The sequence below is a fragment of the Paraglaciecola sp. genome, assembly GCF_039942875.1.
GTDB lineage: Bacteria > Pseudomonadota > Gammaproteobacteria > Enterobacterales > Alteromonadaceae > Paraglaciecola.
Genome location: NZ_JBDVBQ010000022.1, coordinates 50,687 through 67,264, shown reverse-complemented (window position 1 = coordinate 67,264; position 16,578 = coordinate 50,687). Strand labels below are relative to the sequence as shown.

Genomic DNA, 16,578 nt, shown 5'->3' with positions numbered 1-16,578 from the left:
GGTTTTCCAAGTAATTTCAATATCTATATGACCCTAAAAAGGGAAAATAATTTCAAATAAAAGACTATCAATTGTAAAGCGTTAAGTTTATCCGAAGCTAAGATGTAACCCAATAGCCTAATAGGGATTTTTTAACACTTTAGCCTCTTGGGTGATGCTCGGCTACTAACTTTTGCAATCGTTCTGTTGCTACATGGGTATAAATTTGCGTGGTGGATAAATCACTATGGCCCAATAACATTTGAACCACTCGTAAATCCGCTCCATGATTCAACAAGTGAGTGGCAAACGCATGACGCAATGTATGGGGAGATAACTCGGTTTTAATGCCAGCCAATTGACTATAAATTTTTATTCTATGCCAGAAGGTTTGTCTAGTCATAGCAACCCCTCGTTTACTAGGAAATACTATATCGCTTTCAGACTTCAACAATAAAGTTCTACCTTCTTTTAAGAACTGCACTATCCATTCAATTGCTTCTTCACCTAATGGCACAAGTCGCTCTTTATTCCCTTTGCCTGTCACTCTTACTACGCCTTGTACTAAACTGACTTGGTCAAGTCTTAGGCTAATTAACTCAGTTACCCTTAACCCAGTAGCATACAAAACCTCTAACATAGCCTTATCTCTAAGCTGTATGGGATCATCTGTTTGCGGTGCATTGAGTAAATCCTCAACTTGAGATTCACTTAAGGTTTTTGGCAATGTCTGCGGTAGCTTGGGGTTCTGCATTAAGCTTATTGGGTCGTCAGCACGAATTTTTTGCCGCAACATGTATTGGCACAAACTGCGGATGCTACTTAAAAACCTTGAGGTGCTGCGTTCTGATAAACCGCCATCGTACCGCGTTGCTATATATTGATTCAGGAACTCCTGTTCAAAATTTATCAAAGTAAGTTTTGCAGATGATTGCTGCAAATATACTGCAAACTTAGTTAAATCTGCGCGGTAAGCACTTAGGGTATTTTCACTTAAACCTTTTTCTAACCACATAGCTTCAATAAAAGCTTCAATTTGCTCTTTGTCTGTGTGACTAATTGTCATAGATATCGGTACCGCATTTCCAACAGACTTCGAAGTTAGGTTCGTTTAGCTCATTACATGTTTTGCAAAGCCAAGACTCTGAACTTTCTGGCTGATCCTCGAAGCGACGAATAAACTGTTCAACTTTAGGTAACCATTCCTCATCAACAATCCATACCTCGGGGGCAGCATCAACCGCAGATAATTCGCCAACCGCACCAATGGCAAACTCGTTTTTAATAAAGCAATCAATGCCTTTATCATCTAACAGTTGTTTTACTTGAAACACCATAAAACGGTCGTTATGGGTATATACTTTTTTCACTCTGCCACCAATTAATGTCTGAAGTTACCTATTAATCCATATCAATCGATACATTAGACAGTGATCCTAGCTGATTTCCTTCATCAGAATCCAACTTAATCATTAATCGCAGATCATTCGGTGAATCAGCATGGTGAATTGCGTGCTCAAGTGTCACTTTACCGGCTTTGTATAATTCGTATAGAGCCATATCAAAACTCTGCATCCCCATCTCTTTACCTTTTTTCATGGCTTCTTTTAGGCCACCAATTTCATTACGTTGAATAAGGTCAGTCACTAATGGTGAGTTTAAAAGGATTTCTATGGCAGCGACTCGGCCTTTACCGTCTGGCGTAGGCACCAATTGCTGAGCCACTATCGCTCGCATATTTAAACTCAAATCAAAGCGTAGTTTTTCATGTTGTTCAGGGGGCGCTAAGTGCATGATACGTTCAATGGCCTGATTCGCATTATTAGCATGCAGTGTTGCCACACATAAATGCCCCGTATCAGCAAATGACATGGCATACTCCATGGTTTCCATAGAACGGATCTCACCAATCAAAATAACATCAGGAGCCTGACGTAAAGAGCTTTTTAACGCATCATCAAAAGACTGGGTATCAATACCCACCTCCCGCTGAGTGACCACGCAATTACCATGTTCATGTACAAATTCAATTGGGTCTTCAATGGTTAAAATATGCCCACGAGAATGCTGATTTCTGTGTCCCATCAAAGCGGCCAATGAGGTTGATTTACCCGTACCAGTAGCACCAACAAACAGCAACAAGCCTCTTTTAGACATGATGACGTCTTTTAATGTGTCAGGTAGCCCCAAAGCTTCAACCTGAGGGATCTGCGTCACAATACGCCTTACCACCATACCGGCCATGTCTCTTTGCCAAAATGCACTACAACGAAAACGACCTATGTCATCTCGGGCAATGGCAAAGTTACACTCTTTGGTTCGCTCAAACTCTTCTCGTTGTTTGTCGTTCATGGCGTCATGAACTAAAGCCAATGCTTCATCTTCTGATAAATTACTGCTACCAACGGGTGTCATTTGTCCGTTGACTTTAGCACTAACAGGAAAACCAACAGTGACAAATAAATCTGAGGCACCTAAGTCTTGCATTGCTTCAAGGTAAGGGGTGAGTTCCATAATAAATCCTTAAAAACCAGGAGAGGTTTTTTTATCGACAGACTTTGCTGCCGCGTCTTGTGGAGAAATAAGTCCTTGAGCCACTAGCTTTTGTAGACACTGATCCATAGTTTGCATACCGTGAGACTGACCGGTTTGAATCACCGAATACATCTGTGGCACTTTATCTTCACGGATCAGGTTACGAATAGCCGGAATACCCAACATAATTTCATGGGCGGCGACTCGTCCCCCACCATTTTTCTTCAATAAGGTTTGCGAGATAACGGCACGAAGAGATTCAGACAACATTGAACGTATCATGGATTTTTCAGCCGCAGGGAATACGTCAATCAATCTATCGATAGTTTTAGGCGCTGAGTTGGTGTGCAAAGTCCCAAATACTAAATGCCCCGTTTCAGCAGCCGAAATGGCTAATCGAATGGTTTCTAAATCCCTAAGTTCACCAACCAAAATGATATCTGGATCTTCACGTAACGCTGAGCGTAGTGCGTTGTTAAAGCTGTGAGTATCACGATGAACTTCACGCTGGTTGAGAACACACATTTTGTTCTCATGTACAAATTCAATAGGATCTTCAATTGTAAGAATATGCTCACGCTTGGTCTTGTTGATGTGATCAATCATAGCCGCCAAAGTAGTACTTTTACCTGAGCCGGTAGCGCCTGTTACTAGAACAATACCTGTGGGTTGATTGATAATATCTTTAAATATTTCTGGGGCGCCTAAATCATCTAAACTTAAGATATCGCTGGGAATAGTTCTGAGTACTGCGGCTGCCCCACGGTTTTGCATAAAAGCATTAACCCTGAAGCGAGAAAGGTCTTTTACCTCAAACGAGAAATCTGTCTCTAAATTTTCTTCATATTCCTTGCGCTGTTTATCATTCATGATTTCATAAATGAGGCCATGGACGTCTTTATGCTCCAAGGCGGGAATATTAAGACGGCGCATTTCACCATCAACACGAATAATTGGTGGTAATCCGGCAGAAAGATGTAAATCTGAAGCTTTATTTTTAACACTAAAGGCTAAAAGTTCGGTAATATCCAAAGCAATATTCTCCGTATATTATGTTGCAGTATGGAAACAATAGCAGAACGACTTAAAAGCGTACAAACCACGATTAAGCAATCAACGTTAGAAGCCCATCGTGCTCCAAATAGTGTAAAATTACTAGCGGTTAGTAAGACTAAACCCGTATCTGATATTGTCCAAGCGTATGAAGTTGGACAACGTTTGTTTGGTGAAAATTATGTACAGGAAGGTATTGAAAAAATACAAGAATTACAAAACCTAGATGATATTGAGTGGCACTTTATTGGCCCACTGCAGTCAAATAAAACGCGGGTTGTCGCCACCCATTTTGACTGGGTACAAAGTGTTGACCGCCTTAAAATTGCGCAGCGTTTAAATGATCAGTGCCCTGCAGATAAAGAACTCAACATCTGCATACAAGTCAATATTGATGACGACCCAAACAAAGCAGGTATCAAGTCAGCGGAGTTAAACGATTTTGTTGATGCGATAGCTAAGATGCCACATTTACTGTTGCGAGGCTTAATGACCATTCCTAAAGGACAGCAGACGCCTGAGCAACAACAAGACAGTTTTCGAAAAATGGCCGGTCTATTTAATGCCTTGAAAACGACCTCCCCCAATATAGATACCCTATCCATGGGGATGTCCGGTGATATGGAGCAAGCTATCAATAATGACAGCACCATGATCAGAGTAGGCACAGCTATATTTGGAAAACGTAACCAAACTAAGGAATCTAATGCAACATAGAAAAATAGCTTTTATCGGTGCTGGTAACATGACCAAAAGCATCATAGGTGGGCTCATCAAAAACGGTTATCCGGCAGATTTAATCATAGCCAGTAACCCGTCTGTGGCCAAACTAGATGCACTTAAAGCTGAGTGTGGCATCAATATCACCCAAGATAACAACCAAGCAATCGAATTTGCTCAAGTGATTGTACTTGCTGTAAAACCACAATTAATGGAACAAGTCAGTGGTGCATTCGATAATGCAATAGATTTATCGGATAAACTTTTTGTATCTATTGCTGCGGGTATTACTACCACTAGGCTAAAAGAAATACTGGGCGGTGACTATGCCGTTATTCGTACTATGCCTAATACACCAAGCGCTTTGGCTCTCGGGATGACAGGCTTATTTGCTGATGCAAAAGTACAAGATACCGATAAAGAGTTTGCAGGTAATTTGTTAACGCAAGTTGGAAAAATAGCTTGGGTTAACGAAGAGCCCATGATGGACGGAGTAATTGCTGCAGCAGGTAGCAGCCCAGCGTACTTTTTCTTATTTTTAGAAGCGATGGAAAAAGAAGCCATGGCCATGGGTTTCGAAAAACCCACGGCCCGCTTGTTAGTACAACAAGCCATGTTAGGGGCAGCCGAAATGGTTTGTCACAATCCAGACCTTGAATTAAGCGAGCTACGGACCCAAGTCACCTCTAAAGGAGGCACGACTGCAAAAGCGATTGAAGCATTGCAAGACCAAGGCTTAGAGCAAGTTATTGCCAAAGCAATGCAAGCTGCCGTTAAACGAGCCGAAGAAATGTCTCTTCAGTTTTAATAAATTTTAGGAAAGCAACTCCCAATGAACTCAGTTTTAATACTTATTGATACACTGTTTAACTTATACCTGATGGTAGTCTTACTCCGATTATGGCTACAATTTGCAAGAGCCGACTTTTACAATCCATTTAGTCAATTTGTGGTGAAAGCCACTCACCCATTGGTAGGGCCATTACGTAGAGTCCTGCCTTCGATAGGAAGACTAGATACAGCAACATTGGTTCTGGCACTACTAGTCGCGGCAGTTAAGCTAGTAGTCATACGTTTAGTGGTTGGTGGAATTGAAATTAATCCACTACAAATAACCATTTTATCTGCTATCACAGTACTCAAAGAAGCTTTAAGTTTATTAATTTACGTGTTGATACTCAGGGCCATATTAAGCTGGGTTAGCCAAGGTCGTAATCCAATTGAATTAGTAATGGGGCAACTCACAGAGCCCCTACTTGCGCCAATACGTAAGCGTATGCCTGACTTAGGCGGCTTAGATCTGTCTGTTATGGTGGTAATATTATTTTTATTCTTTATTCAAAACTTGTTAGGTGAATGGTTTGGTATCTACTAAAAACACGCATCAAGCTTTTATATGGCGTGGACTTTTGTTATGCGCCCTGGGTATGTTTACCGCTTTGGTTAAGGCTGAGCAAAAAGCCGATTTAGGCAACTGGGAAGTCCATTACATTGCAATAAACAGTACGTTTTTAACTCCTGAAACGGCTAAGCAGTACGGGATTGTACGCAGTAAATATAACGGGCTGATTAATATCTCTGTGCTTGATAAACAAGATAAAACAGCACAATCAGTCATTTTAACTGGCGAAGCAAAAAATTTACTTGGAGTTGTAAAAAAGTTATCGTTTAAAAAAGTTACCGAAGGTGATGCGATTTATTATTTAGCTCCACTCGCTTTTAGCGATTTAGAGCAATACCGCATCACAATCAACATAAATAATGGAACCCAACAACAAACGTTAAAATTTCAACACAAATTTTATGCTGAGTAAGCCAAAATAAAACACCGATTTTTCCTATAGACTAAAGAATAATGGAAGGGTATCTAACTTTGTATTAGTGTTTCGAGATTGTTTTAAGGATGAATCATGAATATTACATCAGAATTAGCCACCCCCTACTATCTCTTATTTCTAAACAAGGTTAACTTGCACAGTGTTTAGAACCATTAAATCGCAAATGTTACTAGTATCAGCCATATTAGTGACATTAATGCTCTCTCAAGTATTTTTATCTCAAAATATTCAGTCCACTTTTGAAAAGGGTTTAGACGTAACTCAAGAAATGGCTGTCAAAGTGAGTTTAGTTAGGGAGCTAGAAAGAGACGTCATAGATTTACAACGCAACGTTTTGATATATAAAAATTTAGCTAATGATACCTCTCTGAATCGTTTCAGTACATTAATGACTAAAAGTTTAGAAAACCTCAACACCTTAGCAGATCTTACAGCCAAAGAAGAAAAGCAAGAAGTTTACCTAGACTACATTAAGCGTATGCAAGCACACCTTAATGATTACCAAGAGAACTTTAATAGCGTTATTGTGGGCAGAACCAAACGAAATCAATTTTATGAACAAGGGGTATTAAACAATTTAGAGGCTGCATTTGAAGGGTTTGATTTTATGCCCCAATCAACCCATACGAATGAACGAAATTATCAATCTGCTAAATTTCATTTGGCGCAAGCTGAAACCCTATTATTACAATACCTATTAGCACCGGATCAATCTATTATAGAGCCCTTTAATCAACTCATATCTGCTGTGAAAAATGATATTAAACTCATTAATACAGATGAATTGAAAATTCAAACTGCGTTACAAACTTTAAGTAAAGTCGAAACTGAGTTTAGTCGCCTCACACAAATTACCCGAGGCTATTTATTTATAGCAAACATAGTTATGACAGGTTCAGCAAATGAGTTTCTAGTACTAGCTCGAGATTTAAACAACCTAGTCACAGACAGCCTCCAAGAAACCAATCTAGGGGTTAAAGAGTCATTTGAAAATTCTCGTTTAAGCTCAATTACGTTTTCTTTTTTGGGAAGTGTTTTGGCTCTAGTCACCGCATTATTCTTAATTTATAAAATTATGTTTCCAATTACTCACATTACCAACATATTTAGGAAACTTGCAAAGGATGAGAATATAGAAAGTATTCTAGGCCTAAAGCGCACAGATGAAATTGGTGAGCTGGCACAAGCCGCAGATATTTTTCATAAAAAAAACAAACAAACCATATCATTATTAGAACAATCCCAACGGTTAAATGAGCAGCAAGAATTACTGAATAAAGAGCTCATCGAATTCAATACAAAAGCCGAACAAGCAACCGCATCTAAAAGTATGTTTTTAGCAAATATGAGCCATGAAATTCGCACCCCAATGAATGGCATTATAGGGATGATTGAAGTACTTAAGCGCTCTTCGCTTACCGCGGAACAAATGGATAAACTAGCTAAAGCTTCGTACTCTGGACAAATACTACTTAACCTGATTGATAGCATTCTAGACTTTTCTAAGATTGAAGCGGGTAGATTAGATATTGAGAGCATTGAGTTTAGCGTCAACAATATGTTCAGTAATTTACTCGCCAATATAGAAAGTGGCGCACGACACAAGAAATTAGACGTTCGCATTTATGTTAATCCAGACTTACCTAGCGCGCTGATTGGCGACCCCTTGCGTATCAATCAAATTTTACTGAACCTATGTAGCAACGCCATTAAATTCACACGCAATGGTGCTGTTTTTATCAATATTGATTTTTCTAAAATAGACGACTCAAATATAAGATTGGTAATAGAAGTTAAAGACACTGGCATAGGGATGCTCCAAAACCAGGTAAACAAGGTTTTTAACTCTTTTACCCAAGCAGATGGAACAACAAGTAGGGAGTTTGGAGGAACAGGATTAGGACTATCAATCGTAAAGCAGTTGGTTGATTTAATGTCAGGCCATATAGATGTTAGTTCCGAAAAAGGACTAGGAAGTACATTCACAGTGAACCTCCCACTTAAAACAACAACAAAATCAGAACAAGTATTAGCAAAGGCGCCTAGTCTAACGTCTAAACTGTACTATTTCAGTTCCAGTAGACAGAGTTTCTTACACCATAGCTATTTAGATAAGTTGGCATTAGATTATCACCACATGCCACTGACTCAACTTTCATCTGCGGTTGATGACATTAAAAAAGGAGACGTGGTTGTTTTAGACATAGACGAAAAAAGTGCTTTTAGGACTTTTTTCGATGCCATTGACTACCTTCACAAAAACGCTATTAACATAGGATTTGTTTCCCACTCACATTCCAAAAGTTTACCGGATCAAATAAAACACTTTTGGAATGCAGAGTTTCTATATCATCCTTTTATCCCCGAACAGTGTAGTAATTTTTTGATGACGCTCTTTACTCATCGAAAAGTAATTTCTTTTCCAGATATGACGGATAGACAAAACGAAGCAAATACTCAATATTCAGGGCATGTGCTATTAGTAGAGGATAATGATATTAATCTAGCCGTAACCTGCGAAATGCTAAAATTTATGGGCGTGCACTACGATATTGCCCATGACGGTAATCAAGCCGTATCAGCAGTACTAAAGTCGCCACACTACGACATGATATTTATGGACATACAAATGCCAATAATGGATGGTTACGAAGCCACCAGAAAAATCAGAGACTTAGGATATAAAGACTTAATAATATGTGGCTTGTCAGCTAATGCAATGCAACAAGACTACGATAAGGCAAATTCTGCTGGTATGAATGACTATCTAACCAAACCAATCAGCCACGTTTCTTTAGAAAAGGCCATCGCTAAGTACCTTCCTCTTAAAAACTCTTCGCTCGAATAATCAATTAGTTACCCCCAAAAAATGGGATACAAAGACAGCACTAACAAGCTCGCCATTAGGTAATTAAACGTCTTTAAACGTTTGGCGTTAGTTAAAAAGTGGCGGATGTTTTTTCCTAATACCGTCCATACTGTGATACTCGGCAAATTCACCATCCCAAAGATCAATGCTACAAACAACACAGCGTGCAAATCTTTAGAAGGTGCATAAACACTGATAGAAGTTAATGCCATTGTCCAAGCTTTTGGATTTACCCACTGAAAAATAACCGCTTGCATAAACGTCATGGGTTTAGGTTTACTTTGCTTACTCGCCATAGAGGTATCTGATGTGGCTATTTTAAATGCTAAATACAAAAGGTAAGCCACACTCACCACCTTTAAAATATTGTAACTTATTGGATAAGCATCAAAAATTTGCGTCAAACCCAACCCTACTAATACCACCATAAAGGTAAACCCTAAATTGACTCCAAACATATGAGGCAGGGTTTGTTTAAAACCAAAATTAGCACCAGAGGTCATTAACATAAGGTTGTTTGGACCAGGGGTGACTGACGAAGCCAAAGTAAAAAGTAACAACGCGGTCAAAATTTCAAGGTTCATTTAAAATATATGTCTTATTAGCTATTTTTAGTTAACGCAATTATAAACAATGTTATTATTAAATTTCGTGCGAAATAAGCATCAAAATACAACATACAAACAACATATGATTAAAAATGACAGAATAAACGATAATATATTGCAAGCATTATCAAACAACGGCCGAATCTCCAATGCCGAGCTTGCCGATAAAATTGGCCTTTCTCCGTCAGCCTGCTTAAGGCGTGTTCAAGAATTAGAAAATAGCGGAGTTATTAAAGGCTACCGCGTCATTCTAGACAAAGAGCTACTAGGGCAAGGATTTGTCGCTTATGTAACCGTTGGGTTGGGTGAGCATACAAAAAGCTCTCAGTCAGCTTTCGAACAAGCCATTATCAAAGCCAATGAAGTCAAAGAATGCCACAATGTTACTGGGTCGTTTGAGTACATATTACGAGTAGAAACACAAAGTCTGAAAAGCTACAAAACCTTTCATACCGATGTACTAGGCACTTTGCCACAAGTTAGCACAATCAGTACCCATGTGGTGATGGAATCAGCAAAAGACGACCGAGCTTAATGCTTTTTAACAAAAAACGAATTAAGCAAAAAAATGACATCAGTAGCAAAAAGGTTTGCACCTCGCTAACCGAGATGCGTAGAATATTACACGCATCAAGATAAGGACGTATTCTTTGTTACAAACAGTTAAAAAACGCCGTTTAAATATCACCTTAGCAGTGATATTTGCTTTGTTATTTAACGCTATAGCCAGTCTATATGTATCTGCATCTATGCTGAATAATGCTAAAGGTTTTGCAGCGGAAGATAGCGTGTTGATTTGCACAGGCAGCAGCTACAAATGGATGTCGCTTTCAGTATATGAACTAACAGGTAAAGTTGAATATATTGAGCCACCTGAGAATACCCCACATAACTCGCAAGATATTAGATGTGTTTATGGATACCTGAGCGATGCAAAATACAATGACTTAGTTATTAATAGCTTTGATCACCTAGTCATCCCTATTGATGTAAACCTCAACATTAACTACTTCGAAGCGCTATACCCCAATTCAAAGCATCAACTTTCATTAACACGAGGCCCTCCTTTCAGTTTACCTTTTTAAAAATTAACCCGTACGTTATCCATAACGTTCAAAATGTTGATTCAAATTTAGAGAGATTGTAATGCTTAAACCTAACACCTTAAAACTAAGCGCACTTAGCGCTGCACTAATGACCCTACCTTTACAAGCCATAGGTGATGAAGATCACCTAGTTACCGCCAAAGCTATTGACCATGCCCCCATAGGCGTGATGGGAGATCACCTACACCATAAGGGTGAATTCATGTTTTCGTATCGATTCATGCAAATGTCTATGTCGGATAATTTGCAAGGAAGCGACAGCATATCAAATGACGAAATCGTCACTTCAGTTACCGCCCCCAATAGCTCAATGAACTTGGTAAGAGTGGTACCGCAAACCATGACCCAAAACATGCATATGCTAGGGTTTATGTATGCTCCTACAGACTCAGTCACGCTAATGGCCATGCTGAACTACATAGACAACGATATGACGCTCACCACCTATTCGGGCTCATCTGGCACCACAGTATTAGATAACTTTAACACCGCAAGCTCTGGCTTAGGCGATACCAAATTGAGCATGTTATACAGCTTAATAGATACACCGGAACATAAGTTTCATGTCAACCTTAGCTGGGTATTGCCAACAGGCTCAATTGAAGAGACTGGCGATGTACTTACGCCCATGAACATGACAAGCAACCTACGCTTACCCTACAGCATGCAATTAGGTGGTGGCAGCCATAGAGGGGAGTTCGGGTTAACTTACAATGGTAATAACGAAAACATAAGCTGGGGGGCACAAGGCTTATATAACCTAGCATTTTCAGAAAATGATGAAGACTACGAAACCGGAAAAACCCTGCAAATCACTGCGTGGGCTAATTATGGTTTTTCAGATCAAATTAGCGCAACCACACGGCTAACCTATATCAAAAGCCAAGAAATAGTCGGCGAAGACGAAAACCTCACCGCCCCGGTTACTACAGCAAACCCCGCTAATTACGGTGGCACCACGTTTTTAGCCGCAGTAGGTGTAAATTCAGTGATAGCCAAAAAACATAGGGTTGCTTTTGAATATCAAATCCCCGTCACCCAAGACGTAAATGGCGTACAAATGGAAATGGACAACATGCTCACCCTTGGATACCAACTGGCGTTTTAGGCTCCCAGCCCACAATCACAGCCTTAACCATAACTTGGTAAGGCTGTATTGGCATACTTCATAGCGATTGGACACTAGCAGAGCCAAGCAATCACTTGTATTCTACACATCTAATTATGACTGTTCTAAACCTTGGAAAACTCATGCTCCCTAGCCAAAAACCCGTTACCCCTAACTTTTCTTCTGGCCCATGTGCTAAGCGCCCTGGTTATGATGTGAGTACTTTAGATTTAACAGTCTTAGGGCGCTCACACCGCGCACCTATAGGGAAAGAAGCCCTTAAAAGTGCCTGCTTAGATACCGCTAAAATATTAGGGCTACCAGAAGGTTATCGCGTGGCAGTGGTCCCAGCATCTGATACAGGTGCCATGGAAATGGCTATGTGGTCAATGCTAGGCGAGCGCCCCGTTGACGTACTTTATTGGGAATCATTTGGCCAAGGTTGGGCCACAGACATCACTAAGCAATTACAACTGAAAGATGTCAATATTCACAGTGCTGATTATGGTCAATTACCAGACTTTTCAAAGGTTAACTGTGATCATGACGTGGTTTTCACATGGAACGGCACCACATCTGGCGCCCGTGTACCTAATGCTGACTGGATAGACACAAACCGCGAAGGCCTAACCTTTTGCGATGCAACCTCAGCCGTATTTGCCCAAGACATAGAATGGCAAAAACTAGACGTTATCACCTACAGCTGGCAAAAAGTATTAGGTGGCGAAGGCGGCCACGGCATGCTAATTCTTAGCCCTAAAGCCGTCGCCAGGCTTGAAAGCTACACCCCAAGTTGGCCACTGCCTAAAATATTCCGCATGACCAAAGGCGGTAAATTGATTGAAAGCTTGTTCACTGGGGCCACGATTAACACGCCTTCGATGCTATGTGTGGTAGATTACCTAGACGCATTAAATTGGGTTGAATCTATTGGCGGTGTTAACGAAACCATTGCACGGGCCAACAACAATCTATCCACAATTGAAGACTTTGTTGCTAAACATGCATGGATTGAGTTTTTAGCCAAAGACAAAACCGTTCGCTCAAACACCAGCGTATGCTTAACCCTTGATTTATCCCCCGAACAAGTTAAATCGGTTATCAAACTACTTGATGATAACGCCGTTGCTTATGACATAGGCGCTTATCGTGACGCTCCGGCAGGCTTGCGTATTTGGTGTGGAGCCACGATCGAAAACAGTAATTTAGTCGCCTTGCTACCTTGGCTTGAATGGGCTTATAAAGAAGTAAAAAACACCTAACCTTCTCAAAGTCGCCACTTTGTAAGTGGCGAATTAACCGACCCGCTATATTGGAGCTTAATCTGGTAAAGCTTATTTTTTAGAAAAATACGTAATTGGTTAGCTTTACCGCTTAAAAGCGCGCGCTTTGCACGTACCCATCAAACCCTAAACACTCCTGAACTCTTTGTTTTTGAACCTCTGACAGCTCATCAACATTAAAATACTGATATTCCAAATGCTCTTCACTCAGGGTAATACTTGCCTTATCTTTTATATTACACCTAAAAATAAATGCCTGTGAACCATGCTGCGAGTGATAATACACACCGCTCAAATATTGAATGTCGATTTCACAGCCCAGCTCCTCAGCGCATTCACGGACAAGTGCATCGTGAATGGTTTCACCAGCATCTAGGGCTCCCCCAGGAAGCCCCCAAGGGCGATTGCCATAATTAGCCTTAAGTAATAGCACCTGTCCCATTTCATTCAAAATGACCCCATGGCTACTCAACCGATATTTATCATCGTATGCCAAATATCTGCTCCTGTTGTTTGTGACTACCCGTCAGAATTTAAAATAACTATTCTGTAACAGCTTCAGTACGTAGGCTTAATTGCCAATACCCTACATCTAACCATTTATCGAATTTGAAGCCCACATTAGAGAAATGTGCGACTTTTTTCATACCCAGTTTTTCGTGTAAGGCAATGCTAGCTGGATTAGGTAACGTTATACCACCGATTACATTGTTAATACCTAGGGATTTAAGCCTACTCAAAAGCACCTCGTATAAACGAGTGCCCACCCCTTCTCCTTGAGCGTCATTATCGAGGTAAATAGTTGACTCTACCGAAAACCGGTAAGCAGTTCTTTCTTTCCATTTTGTTGCATACGCATACCCAATCACAGCGCCGTTTTTAACGGCAACTATCCATGGTAAATTCGCATCCGATACCTTTGTTAACCGACTAGACATGTCTTCGCTTGAAACTGGCGCTTCTTCAAAGGTAGCGCAAGTATTTGTCACATAAAAATTATAAATATTGGCAAGGTGTGGCGAGTCTTCTAACCTCGCATCTCTAATCATCATAATCAATTCCTAATAATGAATACCATCTATAACACTCAGTTTTGAGCGAAAAGATAGGGTTATAATTACACAAGCCGCTCCCTAGTATGCAGTCAAGTGATGAACAAAGTGTGTGCCGATTGAGCTGATTAACAAGTGCCAATTTTTCATGTTTTGTCATTAAAGGCACAACGTCTGGAAACTTAGTTTGCATTGCCATTATTGCATATGATTTTGCTTAACATCTAGCTCCTAAAGCGCCGACACCGGCTGCTTTTAATTGCTTGTTGAGTTAAGTTTTTGAGCTTTAATTTCACTGCAAAATTCACTCAGACCTATACTCAATATATTGGCGATTTTTTCGCTTTTAAGAATGCCGCCAGAATCTAGTTTACTGCTCAACAACGGAACAGAAACATGGGCATTGTCAATTAAGTTACCCGACATGGTTATCAGGACTTCTTTTAGGGATGCCTGCGCATGAGATGCACGTGGTGACGTATTTATTAGCATTATCGGCTTATAAGGAAACTCTTCCCCACTGACAAGCCAATCCAGAGCATTTTTTAGGGGGCCGCTAATGCCATGGGCGTATTCAGGCGTGGCTAAAATTAACCCAGAAGATTTATCTAGAGCGTTCTTAAGTTTTATTAAAGATGGAATATGCTCATTTTCACGATCAGGGTTAAATAAAGGTAAGTCTCCAATTTCCCCAATAACTATTTCGACATCACTGGGCGCTAAGAACTTTAGCGCGTTTATTGCTGCAGAATTATATGACGCCTTGCGAAGGCTTCCCGATATAGCCAGAATTTGTAACTTTTTCATTCAGTCTGATACTTCCGAGTAGGATAAACTCCACACCGCCTTATACCTATTTACTAGATGCAGCTAAACCAATTCCAAAACTAACAAACACACCGCCACTGATTTTATTTAGAATAGAACTACCTCTATGAGACGAGAGTCTTGATTTAGCAAAAGATGCGAAAACAGCATAAATTGTATGAATAACCATCACTAAAAAAGCAAATGTAGCGGCCAATAAAATAAACTGTGGAGTATACTCTTGAGTCAAATCTATAAATTGAGGAAAGATAGACATGAAGAAAATAACCGCTTTGGGGTTCGAAACTGAAACTAAAAAGCCCTCCATAAAGCATTTTAGAAAGGAGTCTTCTTGCCCTTTTATCACAGTATTATTAGTCACCTCACTGCGCAGCATTTTTATACCTAAATAAATTAAATAGGCGGCCCCAGCAACTTTGATGATAGTAAACGCAACAGCTGAGCTAGCTAATACCACCCCTAAACTTGTGGCCGAAATAGTTGCTACCAACAATATCGCCAAAGCAATACCAAGTATTCCTGCAAATGATTTTAGTAACCCTCTTTGAATAGAGTTATTTAGAGTTAACATAACGGCAGGGCCTGGCAAAAGAATGGTCGCAATGGCAACGCCAACATATATTATATAATTTTCCATAAACACTCCGTTAATCGGTTTAACAGCTAAATAAGAGGCGTAAACATCAAGTCTTAAATACCAAAAGAGTCGGGGCTTGAGTTTGCGATAGCACGCGATTTAATTTTTTACGCGGGCTAGTTAAAAGTACATAAGTAACCAAAATATATTCCAAAGAACAGCTGCCGTACCAGTGCAGACCTAATTATTATTGAACAATGTTGAAAGCTTTGAATGCATCCATTGTAAGCTTCTTTCTCAGCGCCAAATCTGAACTTTGATTTATCTCTATGTGGTTTGCAAAAAACCATGTTTGTTCGTTAACAACAAGATAACCCACATACCACCCATCCTTACCAGACCAACCTGTTTTAGACCAAACCTTTATTTGGCTATTGCTCTCTGACAACATAATACGTTTCAGTGTTTTAATATGCCGCTTCTGAATTGGGAGGTTCTCATCATACAATTTACGCAAAAAATTAATTTGATCTTGTACAGAGACCCTTAGATCGCCATCGAGCCAAAATCGTGTAATTTCACTACCTGTTAATTGGTTTCCGTAGTTAAAATCTTTAAGATATTTGTGATATTTAGTATGACCTACTTTTTTTGCATAGCGTTGATAACACCATACACACGAATGCTGAAAGGCTGTTTTCAGTGTTTGATCTTTGTTCCAAACATCATATTCACGGTCTACACCATCCCAAGTGATGACTTCAGAATGACCTTTAATCAATCCTTCCTCTAATATGATTAAAGTATTAGGGATTTTAAATGTTGAAGCTGGAACAAAGCTTTCTCTATCGTCAACGTTATATTGATACTTAACCTTGCCATCTTCAGACTCAATGAGCATTGTCCCATTAATATTGTTGGCCCTGTAAAGACTTTCTATCTTATTCTGTGCCGCATAAATATTGGCTGAGAAAGCCCATATAACAAGTAATCCTAAATACTTCATGTTTATCTCTGATGTA

Annotated in this window: 19 protein-coding genes; 9 read left to right on the top strand and 10 right to left on the bottom strand. The window is 39.8% G+C overall.

Features of this window, described 5'->3' with window-relative positions:
• Positions 1–139: 139 nt before the first annotated feature.
• Genes xerD through ABJE44_RS05675 form a run of 4 tightly spaced genes read right to left on the bottom strand, consistent with a single transcriptional unit; the run spans position 140 to position 3,546 of the window.
• Positions 140–1,045 carry a site-specific tyrosine recombinase XerD gene (xerD, locus tag ABJE44_RS05690; protein WP_348113246.1) on the bottom strand — a complete coding sequence of 302 codons (906 nt, stop codon included), beginning with the start codon at positions 1,043–1,045 and terminating at the stop codon, positions 140–142.
• Positions 1,035–1,349, bottom strand: a complete 315-nt coding sequence (locus tag ABJE44_RS05685; protein WP_348113248.1) for a DUF2007 domain-containing protein — start codon at positions 1,347–1,349, stop codon at positions 1,035–1,037. Before ABJE44_RS05685 ends, xerD begins: the two co-directional genes overlap by 11 nt.
• A 31-nt stretch (positions 1,350–1,380) precedes the next feature.
• Entirely contained in the window at positions 1,381–2,493 is a 1,113-nt protein-coding gene (locus ABJE44_RS05680) for a PilT/PilU family type 4a pilus ATPase (protein ID WP_348113249.1), read from the bottom strand.
• A gap of 9 nt (positions 2,494–2,502) precedes the next feature.
• The gene (locus ABJE44_RS05675) at positions 2,503–3,546 is read right to left on the bottom strand and encodes a type IV pilus twitching motility protein PilT (RefSeq protein WP_133470058.1); all 1,044 of its coding nucleotides are present in this window, start codon (positions 3,544–3,546) and stop codon (positions 2,503–2,505) included.
• 30 nt (positions 3,547–3,576) lie between these two features.
• Here ABJE44_RS05675 and ABJE44_RS05670 point away from each other — a divergent pair, with 30 nt between their 5' ends.
• The 5 genes from ABJE44_RS05670 (at position 3,577) to ABJE44_RS05650 (ending at position 8,973) form a co-directional block, all read left to right on the top strand.
• Complete coding sequence (locus tag ABJE44_RS05670; protein WP_348113250.1) at positions 3,577–4,284, top strand: YggS family pyridoxal phosphate-dependent enzyme; 708 nt, start codon at positions 3,577–3,579, stop codon at positions 4,282–4,284.
• Entirely contained in the window at positions 4,274–5,095 is an 822-nt protein-coding gene (proC, locus tag ABJE44_RS05665; protein WP_348113251.1) for a pyrroline-5-carboxylate reductase, read from the top strand. The genes ABJE44_RS05670 and proC overlap by 11 nt, the downstream gene beginning before the upstream one ends.
• Before the next feature lie 24 nt (positions 5,096–5,119).
• Positions 5,120–5,662 (top strand): YggT family protein, encoded by a 543-nt coding sequence (locus tag ABJE44_RS05660; RefSeq protein ID WP_348113252.1) that lies wholly within the window; start codon positions 5,120–5,122, stop codon positions 5,660–5,662.
• 52 nt (positions 5,663–5,714) lie between these two features.
• Positions 5,715–6,101 carry a DUF4426 domain-containing protein gene (locus ABJE44_RS05655; protein WP_348113329.1) on the top strand — a complete coding sequence of 129 codons (387 nt, stop codon included), beginning with the start codon at positions 5,715–5,717 and terminating at the stop codon, positions 6,099–6,101.
• A 163-nt stretch (positions 6,102–6,264) separates the two neighbouring features.
• Positions 6,265–8,973, top strand: a complete 2,709-nt coding sequence (locus ABJE44_RS05650; protein ID WP_348113254.1) for an ATP-binding protein — start codon at positions 6,265–6,267, stop codon at positions 8,971–8,973.
• Between the two features lie 8 nt (positions 8,974–8,981).
• On the opposite strand, the gene ABJE44_RS05645 is transcribed toward ABJE44_RS05650, so the two are convergent.
• Positions 8,982–9,578, bottom strand: a complete 597-nt coding sequence (locus ABJE44_RS05645; protein WP_348113255.1) for a LysE family translocator — start codon at positions 9,576–9,578, stop codon at positions 8,982–8,984.
• A 106-nt stretch (positions 9,579–9,684) separates the two neighbouring features.
• On the opposite strand from ABJE44_RS05645, the gene ABJE44_RS05640 reads away from it, so the two are divergent.
• The 4 genes from ABJE44_RS05640 (at position 9,685) to ABJE44_RS05625 (ending at position 13,078) form a co-directional block, all read left to right on the top strand.
• Positions 9,685–10,137: an Lrp/AsnC family transcriptional regulator gene (locus ABJE44_RS05640; RefSeq protein WP_348113330.1), complete on the top strand. Its 453-nt coding sequence runs from the start codon at positions 9,685–9,687 to the stop codon at positions 10,135–10,137.
• A 115-nt stretch (positions 10,138–10,252) separates the two neighbouring features.
• The gene (locus ABJE44_RS05635; RefSeq protein ID WP_348113256.1) at positions 10,253–10,687 is read left to right on the top strand and encodes a hypothetical protein; all 435 of its coding nucleotides are present in this window, start codon (positions 10,253–10,255) and stop codon (positions 10,685–10,687) included.
• Positions 10,688–10,748: 61 nt separating this feature from the next.
• Complete coding sequence (locus tag ABJE44_RS05630) at positions 10,749–11,816, top strand: transporter (protein WP_348113257.1); 1,068 nt, start codon at positions 10,749–10,751, stop codon at positions 11,814–11,816.
• 143 nt (positions 11,817–11,959) lie between these two features.
• Positions 11,960–13,078, top strand: coding sequence for a phosphoserine transaminase (locus ABJE44_RS05625; RefSeq protein WP_348113258.1), 1,119 nt, complete (start codon positions 11,960–11,962; stop codon positions 13,076–13,078).
• A 112-nt stretch (positions 13,079–13,190) separates the two neighbouring features.
• Here ABJE44_RS05625 and ABJE44_RS05620 read toward each other — a convergent pair whose 3' ends face one another.
• The 5 genes from ABJE44_RS05620 to ABJE44_RS05600 all read right to left on the bottom strand — a co-directional run bounded on the left by ABJE44_RS05620 (position 13,191) and on the right by ABJE44_RS05600 (position 16,562).
• Positions 13,191–13,595, bottom strand: a complete 405-nt coding sequence (locus ABJE44_RS05620) for an NUDIX domain-containing protein (RefSeq protein ID WP_348113259.1) — start codon at positions 13,593–13,595, stop codon at positions 13,191–13,193.
• Between the two features lie 46 nt (positions 13,596–13,641).
• A complete protein-coding gene (locus ABJE44_RS05615; RefSeq protein ID WP_348113260.1) occupies positions 13,642–14,151 on the bottom strand; it encodes an arsinothricin resistance N-acetyltransferase ArsN1 family B in 510 nt (169 codons plus the stop codon).
• Positions 14,152–14,406: 255 nt separating this feature from the next.
• The gene (locus ABJE44_RS05610) at positions 14,407–14,958 is read right to left on the bottom strand and encodes an NADPH-dependent FMN reductase (protein WP_348113261.1); all 552 of its coding nucleotides are present in this window, start codon (positions 14,956–14,958) and stop codon (positions 14,407–14,409) included.
• 46 nt (positions 14,959–15,004) lie between these two features.
• Positions 15,005–15,616: a LysE family translocator gene (locus ABJE44_RS05605; protein ID WP_348113262.1), complete on the bottom strand. Its 612-nt coding sequence runs from the start codon at positions 15,614–15,616 to the stop codon at positions 15,005–15,007.
• A gap of 187 nt (positions 15,617–15,803) precedes the next feature.
• A complete protein-coding gene (locus ABJE44_RS05600) occupies positions 15,804–16,562 on the bottom strand; it encodes a penicillin-binding transpeptidase domain-containing protein (RefSeq protein WP_348113263.1) in 759 nt (252 codons plus the stop codon).
• Between the last annotated feature and the right edge of the window lie 16 nt (positions 16,563–16,578).